Genomic DNA, 6,685 nt, shown 5'->3' with positions numbered 1-6,685 from the left:
AATGTAGGGACACACTACGTGTATCCGGGTTTTAACCTATTGAAATCATTTGATTTTTATAAAGGACACACGCAGTGTGTCCCTACAAGCGAATACAAAACAACTTTGTGCAACTGCTACATAATATTGGAATTTTGCCAAAAAGAGGCCGAAACCGACCTCTTGGCAAAACGATTTCCAAGATAAAAATGCCGATTTACTCGACATTTCCAATTAGTAAAGTACCCGTGCTTTGATTGTGCCGTCAATCTCTTTCAAGCGAGCAAGGGCTTCGTTGGTATTTTCAAGTTCGACATCAATCACCACATAGCCGATAGTCGGATCGGTTTGCAAGAATTGTGCGGCAATATTCACGTTGAGATCCACAAACACTTGGTTGATTTTGTTCAGAATCCCCGGACGATTTTCGTGGATATGCAACAAACGTGTCGCACCGGCGTGTTCCGGCAGCGATACTTCAGGGAAATTCACTGCCGATAACGTTGAGCCATTGTCGGAATATTTGACAAATTTGCTCGACACTTCCGTGCCGATATTCGCTTGTGCTTCAGAGGTTGAGCCGCCGATATGTGGGGTTAAAATCACGTTATCAAATTTGCGCAACGGCGATTCAAACGGATCGCTGGCGGAGGCGGGCTCTTCAGGGAATACATCTAACGCAGCTCCCCGTAATTTGCCGGCATCTAACGCCGCCGCCAGTGCGTCAATATCCACCACTGTACCGCGTGCAGCGTTAATCAATACGGCATCGTCTTTTAATTGGGCAATGCGTTCGGCATTGATGAGGTTTTTCGTTGAAGCATTTTCCGGCACGTGCAGAGAAATCGCATCGCAACTGCCGAGGAGTTCCTCAAGGCTGGCAACTTGTTGAGCATTGCCGAGCGGCAGTTTATTTTCAATATCATAAAAATAGACCTGCATACCAATGGATTCGGCAATAATGCTTAACTGCGAACCGATATGCCCGTAGCCGATAATGCCTAATTTTTTGCCGCGCACCTCGTTTGAGCCGGCGGCGGATTTATTCCAGATACCGCGATGCACTTCGGCATTGGCTTTCGGCACTTGACGCATCAACAGAATAATTTCCGCCAGCACCAATTCTGCAACGGAGCGGGTGTTGGAGAACGGGGCATTAAACACCGGGATCCCACGCCGTTTTGCCGCCTCTAAATTCACCTGATTTGTGCCGATACAGAAGCAGCCGATCGCCACCAGTTTAGACGCTTGCGCAATCACCTCTTCGGTTAAGAAGGTACGGGAGCGGATCCCGACAAAATGCGCATCTTTGATAGCGTTAATTAAATCCTCGCCGTCTAAGGCTTTTTTGTGATATTCAATATTGGTGTAGCCGGCGGCTTTCAGCACATCGATCGCATTTTGATGCACGCCTTCCAAAAGGAGAAATTTAATTTTAGATTTATCGAGAGAAATTTTTGCTGTCATATCAAATCCTGTTGTGTTTGAGAGAAAGAAACAAGCGGGCGGATTGTCAGCATTTTTTGCAAAAAAATCGCAGAATCTCGCCGCTTGCGTTATTGTTATTCGAGAATTTTCGCCCCTTCCGGCGTGCCGACAATCGTTACATTGGCATAACGCTGGGCAAAGATACCGTTCGTTACCACGCCGGCAATGTTGTTAATGGTATGCTCCATTTTGAGCGGCTCAAGGATTTTAAAGTTATACACATCTAAAATCACATTGCCGTTATCGGTAACCACATTTTCACGGTATTCCGGCGAACCGCCTAACGCCACTAATTGACGGGCGACATAAGAACGTGCCATTGGAATCACTTCAACAGGCAGGGCAAAGGTTGAACCTAGCACGTCCACTTGCTTGGAGCTATCTACAATACAGATGAATTTTTTCGCCAGCGAGCTGACGATTTTTTCACGGGTGAGTGCAGCACCGCCACCTTTAATCATATAACCTTGCGGGGTGATTTCGTCCGCACCGTCAATATACACGTCAAGGCTCGACACCTCGTTGGCGTTAAACACCTCAATGCCTTGTTTTCTCAACAATTCTTCCGAATGTTTTGAGGCTGCCACCGCCCCTTTGATCTGATCGCGCATTGAGCCTAATGCTTCAATAAAGCAGTTTACCGTTGAACCGCTTCCCACCCCGACAATCGTATCGGGTTGCACAAATTTCAACGCCGCTTGAGCGGCAATTTTTTTCATTTCGAGTTGAGTCATAATTTCCCCTTGAGCAAACGATTGCGTAAAATTCTAAAGGATTTTTGAATAAAAACAAGCGGTGGGATTCTTGCCAATTTTGACAGCAATCCCACCGCTTGATCGATTAGCCCGCAGCTTCTTCGTTCTCTTTTGGCGTATAAAAGCGGGAAACCAGCAGACCGATTTCAAATAACAGCCACATTGGCACGGCAAGCAGCGTTTGAGAGAAGATGTCCGGCGGTGTGAGCAGCATTCCAATCACAAATGCAGCGACAATAATGTAGGGGCGTTTCGCCCGCAAATCCGCAGGAGTTGTAATCCCCGACCAACAGAGCAATATAATCGCAACCGGCACTTCAAAACAGATCCCGAATGCGAGAAAAATGGTCAGAATAAAATCAAGATAGCTGTTGATGTCGGTTGCCATCACCACGCCTTCCGGTGCGGTACTGGTTAAAAAGCCGAAAATCAGCGGGAATACCACGTAATAGGCAAAAGCGACCCCGATATAAAATAAGACGGTACTCGACACTAATAACGGATAAACCAACCGCTTTTCGTGCTTATATAATGCGGGAGCAACAAACGCCCAAATCTGATACAGAATAAAGGGGACGGATAAAAATACCGCAACCACGGCAGTGAGTTTAATCGGGGTAAAAAACGGTGTAACCACATTGGTCGCAATCATTGTTGCCCCTGCCGGCAATCTTTCCGTCAGCGGATTAGCCAACAACGTATAAATATCATTTGCCCAATATACCAACGCACAAAAGACAACTAAAACGCAAATAACCGCTTTCAATAAACGGTTACGCAGTTCGACTAAATGGGTAATTAAGGGTTGAGATGTATCCACAGACATTATGCGTTATCCTGTTTTGTCGGCGGGGATTGAGCCAAATCGTCATCGGGCGGATAGTAGGCGCTGAGATTCTCTTCATCTGCTTCTGCTTGCTCTGCGATTTCCGCCGGCGAAAGCCGGGTATCCGCAAGCGGTAACTTATGCTCTTCGGTTTGCAAAGTTGCCTCCGCTTGCAACGCTTGGCTTTCTTGCTCAATATTACGTTGAATTTCCGTAACTTGATCATCGGTCAGCGCTTGAATTTCACCTTTAGCATCGGCTAAATCCGCCTGCATTTTTTGAGCAGATTCTTTTAACTCTGCAACGGTTTTACTCAATTCAGGCGAGAGCTGGCTTAAATTCAACGCTTCGGCTTTTTTAATACTCTCTTGCAGTTCCTGCAACTTCAGCTCTTGTGCTAACTCATTTTGCACATTTGCCGCCAAGCCCCGAATAGTACGAACCCAGCCCATTACGGTTCGGATCGCTACCGGCAAACGTTGCGGGCCAAGCACTACCAAGCCCACAATAAATACCAAAACCAGCTCGGAAAAACCTATATCAAACACGAATTATGCCTGCTCTTTCTCTTTGGTTTTTTGCTCTGTTGTATCGGCTTGTTTTTGCTCAACTTTTTCAAATTCAGCATCTTTGGCTTTGTCATCGCTCATCGCCTTCTTAAAGCCTTTGACCGACTCGCCCAAATCCGCCCCTAAGGTGCGTAATTTTTTCGTTCCGAAAAGTAAAACAATAATTGCAACCACAATCAAAAGTTGCCAAATGCTGATACCGCCCATAATGCGTCCTCTCTATTAAAATAAAAATTGCCTAAATTATACGAGTTTTCATCACTGAAAACACTACATTTGCACCAATAATTTCATAATTTAGCCGAATAGAAAAGAAGTTATTCTCCAAATTGTGTTTGAGATCACAAAAATTGCTCCAGTTCGTTTTAAAGCCATTTTAACATCTGCTTTTTTGTTCAGAATATAATCAACGTAATTTAAACACCAACCCCAATTCAGCGATTAAGAGCGGGACACTCAGCCATAGGGGGAGAGCGTTAAACTGCCAGAAGGTGCAGAAAATAGCGGTGCTAAGAGCGAGCAAACGTAGGGAGCCACCGCGGTTATGTTGTGCTTTTAAGCTTTGGTTGATTTCCGTTAAACGTAAATTGATCTGTTTTTGTTGTTGTAGGGCTTGAAACACCGCCTCCGGCAGTTCGGCAAAATGCTCCCGCCATTGCGGCAGGCGGGTTTGGACTTGGCGGATCATCGCTTTTAGCCCCACTTGTTCATTCAGCCAATCTTGCAGGAAAGGTTTTGCCGTTTGCCATAGGTCGAGCTGCGGGTAAACTTGTCTGCCTAAGCCTTCAATATAGAGCAAGGTTTTTTGTAGCAAGACCAACTGCGGCTGCACTTCCATATTAAATTCCCGAGCCACATTAAACAGGTTGAGTAGTACCTGTCCGAACGAGATTTCGGCAAGGGGCTTGGCAAAAATCGGTTCGCACACTTCACGAAACGCCTGTTCAAATGTGTCAATATCCGTGTCCGCCGGTGTCCAGCCGGACTCAACGTGCATCAGTGCAACACGGCGATAATCTCGGTTGAAAAAGGCAACAAAACTTTCCGCCAAATAGCGTTTATCGTTTTGATTCAGAGTGCCGACAATGCCGCAGTCAATGCCGATATATTGGGGATTTTCGGGGTGTGCCGGATTCACAAAAATATTGCCGGGGTGCATATCGGCGTGGAAAAAGCTATCCCGAAACACTTGGGTGAAAAACACTTGCACGCCCCGTTCCGCCAGTAATTTCATATCGGTACCATTCGCTTTCAGGCGGGCAATATCCGATACCGGAATGCCGTAAATCCGCTCCATTACGATCACATTTTTGTGGCAAAACGCCTCGTACATTTGCGGGATATAGAGCATTTCGCTCTGCTCAAAATTGGCTCGCAAGCGGGTCGCGTTTGCCATTTCTTTGCGAAGATCCAACTCGCCCAGCAAGGTTTTTTCATATTCCCGCACCACTTCCACCGCCCGCAACCGTTTGCCCTCTTTATTAAGGCGAGGAATCCAACCGGCAAGGCGGTACATTAACGCTAAATCTTGCTGAATAATCGGTTCAATGTCGGGGCGGATGACTTTAAGCACCACTTCCTGCCCGCTAAACTCGTGGTGCGCTGCAAATTTTGCGGTATGCACCTGTGCGATAGAGGCAGAGGCAAGAGCGGTTTCATCAAACTCGCTAAACCATTGCTCCAGCTTGCCGCCCAACGCTTGTTCGATAATTTGGCGTGCCAATTTGCCGTCAAACGCCTCAACCGAGTCTTGCAGCAATGCCAGTTGGTCGGCAAGTGCCGGCTCAAACAGATCACGGCGGGTCGAAAGCATTTGCCCCAATTTTATCCAAACCGGCCCTAGCTCTTGCAAAGCAAGGCGTAGCCGAACCCCAAGCGGTTGATCGGGGAACTGATTTTTCACCCAAAACAGGGATTTCCGCCCCAGCCGTAGCCCACGGGTAAGCGGTAAATCCGGAATGGCTTCGTCAATGCCGTAGCGTAAAAAAGTGTGGATAATCCGGTAAAGGCGGCGGAGATTTTTGATGTTCATTCCATTCCCAATGTTGCAAATTTTTGTTCTAATCTGACCGCTTGTCGAGCAAGCTCATCAATTTGATCGTAGAAATCCTGCGCCTCTAATCGATGAACCAAAACAGGACGCTCTACCATTAAATTTTCAACCAAATGCTGACTGTCTTGGCGGAACTGGCTGTGGATTTTACCCCATATTTTGCCGACTAACTCCGTTGAGATCTGCGCCGGCACATCGCCGATAATGTGCGAAAGCAGCTCGGCAGGCTGTTTTTCCAGCTCGTCCAACAACATTGAAAAGTGCTGCAACACTTGCAGGTCGCCGGTTAATTGCACGGTTTTTTGGTTGATCAACTCACTTAATCTCGCTTTATCCGCCAGTTTGGGCAGCACCGTTGCCTCAAGCTGAACCGCACAATCCGGCTCGCCGTCGTATTGAGAAAGCCAATCGGTGCGGGTCGGACTAAACAGGATAAAAAAAGGCAGATTTGGCTGTTTTAGCGAAATATGTAAGATTTTGCCGTCAAGTTTGCGTAAGATCGGCAAACTTTGGGCGGAACGATTGATCAGATGATTAAAAAGGCTTTCCGCTATTCCGATACCAAAGGGGGCAAGTAATAAGGGTTGGGCAAGCGACATCAGCAACGTCCCCGTTCAACAATCACGCCGACACTCGCCGCCTGTGCGACCGCTTTCGGCTTGTGTAATTGAATGCGTAGCCATTGAATTGCATACTCTTGCTGAAGCAGATCCGCCACTTTGTGGGCGACGGTTTCGACCAATTTAAACGGCGTATTCTCCACAAAATCAAGGATTTTCTGTGAGACTTGCGCATAATCCAAGCAATATTCGACATTGTCTTCGGCGACCGCCCGCTGAAAATCCCACGCCATTTCAATATCAAACACAAGGCGTTGTTTAATGGTATGTTCCCAATCGTAAGCACCAATGGTGGCAAAGGCAGTTAGCTCGGAAATGAAAACTTTATCGCTCATCGGATCTTCCTTATTTTCCTTTTCGAAAGTTGCGGTAGAATATATCATATTTGTTCAAAC

General features: G+C 46.8%; 8 protein-coding genes. All 8 read right to left on the bottom strand.

What is annotated here, in order from left to right; all coding sequences use genetic code 11:
* Nucleotides 1-213 precede the first annotated feature (213 nt).
* The 8 genes from serA to folB all read right to left on the bottom strand — a co-directional run bounded on the left by serA (nt 214) and on the right by folB (nt 6,625).
* Nucleotides 214-1,446, bottom strand: a complete 1,233-nt coding sequence (gene serA / locus RO21_RS07830; RefSeq protein WP_047977245.1) for a phosphoglycerate dehydrogenase — start codon at nt 1,444-1,446, stop codon at nt 214-216.
* A gap of 95 nt (nt 1,447-1,541) precedes the next feature.
* Nucleotides 1,542-2,201 (bottom strand): ribose-5-phosphate isomerase RpiA, encoded by a 660-nt coding sequence (gene rpiA, locus RO21_RS07825; protein ID WP_047977244.1) that lies wholly within the window; start codon nt 2,199-2,201, stop codon nt 1,542-1,544.
* Between the two features lie 106 nt (nt 2,202-2,307).
* The gene (gene tatC / locus RO21_RS07820; RefSeq protein WP_047977243.1) at nt 2,308-3,048 is read right to left on the bottom strand and encodes a twin-arginine translocase subunit TatC; all 741 of its coding nucleotides are present in this window, start codon (nt 3,046-3,048) and stop codon (nt 2,308-2,310) included.
* Nucleotides 3,048-3,596: a Sec-independent protein translocase protein TatB gene (tatB, locus tag RO21_RS07815; protein ID WP_047977242.1), complete on the bottom strand. Its 549-nt coding sequence runs from the start codon at nt 3,594-3,596 to the stop codon at nt 3,048-3,050. Before tatB ends, tatC begins: the two co-directional genes overlap by 1 nt.
* Before the next feature lie 3 nt (nt 3,597-3,599).
* Nucleotides 3,600-3,824, bottom strand: a complete 225-nt coding sequence (gene tatA, locus RO21_RS07810) for a Sec-independent protein translocase subunit TatA (protein ID WP_047977241.1) — start codon at nt 3,822-3,824, stop codon at nt 3,600-3,602.
* 199 nt (nt 3,825-4,023) lie between these two features.
* Nucleotides 4,024-5,649 carry a ubiquinone biosynthesis regulatory protein kinase UbiB gene (gene ubiB, locus RO21_RS07805; protein WP_047977240.1) on the bottom strand — a complete coding sequence of 542 codons (1,626 nt, stop codon included), beginning with the start codon at nt 5,647-5,649 and terminating at the stop codon, nt 4,024-4,026.
* Entirely contained in the window at nt 5,646-6,275 is a 630-nt protein-coding gene (locus RO21_RS07800) for a ubiquinone biosynthesis accessory factor UbiJ (protein WP_047977239.1), read from the bottom strand. Before RO21_RS07800 ends, ubiB begins: the two co-directional genes overlap by 4 nt.
* On the bottom strand, nt 6,269-6,625 hold the full coding sequence (gene folB / locus RO21_RS07795; protein WP_047977238.1) for a dihydroneopterin aldolase: 357 nt from the start codon (nt 6,623-6,625) through the stop codon (nt 6,269-6,271). Before folB ends, RO21_RS07800 begins: the two co-directional genes overlap by 7 nt.
* Nucleotides 6,626-6,685: the final 60 nt, after the last annotated feature.

The organism is Muribacter muris (assembly GCF_001038205.1).
Lineage (GTDB): Bacteria > Pseudomonadota > Gammaproteobacteria > Enterobacterales > Pasteurellaceae > Muribacter > Muribacter muris.
Note: the sequence above shows the minus strand (reverse complement) of the source record. Positions and strands in the feature narration are given on the sequence as shown.

Coding starts and splice junctions, on each gene's coding strand:
- tatA (WP_047977241.1), bottom strand. CDS start 3,824: ATGGGCGGTATCAGCATTTGGCAACTTTTGATTGTGGTTGCAATTATT.
- serA (WP_047977245.1), bottom strand. CDS start 1,446: ATGACAGCAAAAATTTCTCTCGATAAATCTAAAATTAAATTTCTCCTT.
- folB (WP_047977238.1), bottom strand. CDS start 6,625: ATGAGCGATAAAGTTTTCATTTCCGAGCTAACTGCCTTTGCCACCATT.
- tatC (WP_047977243.1), bottom strand. CDS start 3,048: ATGTCTGTGGATACATCTCAACCCTTAATTACCCATTTAGTCGAACTG.
- ubiB (WP_047977240.1), bottom strand. CDS start 5,649: ATGAACATCAAAAATCTCCGCCGCCTTTACCGGATTATCCACACTTTT.
- rpiA (WP_047977244.1), bottom strand. CDS start 2,201: ATGACTCAACTCGAAATGAAAAAAATTGCCGCTCAAGCGGCGTTGAAA.